Annotated in this window: 1 protein-coding gene; it reads right to left on the minus strand. The window is 69.3% G+C overall.

Annotation, left to right across the window (positions count from 1 at the left end):
• Positions 1–1,170: molybdopterin dinucleotide binding domain-containing protein (locus U1872_RS22525; protein WP_332795084.1), on the minus strand; the 1,170-nt coding region annotated here is incomplete at both ends.

A 1,170-nucleotide genomic window follows, 5' to 3' on the forward strand; every position in this document is an offset into this window, starting at 1 on the left:
GTCGGCGTCGCCATTGCCCGCCATGTCCCACGCCGTTCCACCCGGTACCGCGACACGCGTCGCCCACAGGCAGTCCGGGCGGCTTACCAGTTCACCGCGAACGACGACGAAGCCGCGCCACTCGGTCGCAACCGGCTCGATCCGCACGGGGGTCGATTTGAAGCCCGGCTGGCCCGAGATCGGATCGGCGAGCGGGCGGGGGAGCAGGCCGGTCCGCCCGCCGGTCGCGGTGCGGTCGGTCCAGTGGATCGGCACGAACAGCTCGCCGATCCGCTGCGTCGGGGCGACGCTCGCGCGGAAGACGCTGTCGCCCTGCGGCGTCGTCACGCGCAGCATCATGTCGTGCGCGAACTTCGTCGCATAGATCAGCGGCGCGCCCTCGACCGGCAGCACCAGATCGGGCCGGGCCGCACAGACCAGTCGGTCCGCCTCCGCCCGCCGCATCGTCGGAGTCTGCGGCGCGCCTGTCTCGATCACCGGCATCGCGACCACCATCACCGATTTCGGGCTCGCAAACGACGGCGCCGCGTTCAGCAGCAGCGCCAACCGATCGTCGTGCGCCCGCGCCAGCGCTGGAATATATCGGAACTGCGTCGACTGGAACGCGCCGAAGATCTTCGCCAGATCGCGCACCACGCCGATATACGGGCTGTAATAGCCGAGCCCGCCCTCCGGCGTCGCGCTCAGTTGCAGCGCCAGGTCGGTCGGCGCACCCACAAGCGTATCCGCCAGCGTCGAGCTCTGCCCATCCGCCAGCACCAGAGAATCGCGGCTTTGCGTCAGGCACGACGCTTGCAGATCGGCGGCCAGATCGAGGCACTCCGCCTTCAACTTGATCGCCAGACTGCGCGACAGCAACGGCGACACCGCCTCGATCCGCTCGGGCCGCGTCCGCTCCAGCGCATGGATCCCGTCGAGAAACGCATCGAGCCGCGCGCGATCGAGCGACGCCTGGTCGAGATCCTGCACCGCGCGTACGAACGCCCCCGGCTGCTTGCGCACCGCCGACACGACCGCATCGAACCCGCCGCTCTCCGGCACCAGGAACACGACCAACTGCCGCGCGCCCTCCGGCACCTTCAACGCGAGCGCGTTCTTCTTCTCTTTCCACGTCTCGGCCTTGAAGAACCATGACTTGGGCGGTGGCTCGGTCGCACCGCGCAGGAACGC

This window comes from Parasphingomonas frigoris (assembly GCF_036663815.1).
GTDB lineage: Bacteria > Pseudomonadota > Alphaproteobacteria > Sphingomonadales > Sphingomonadaceae > Sphingomonas.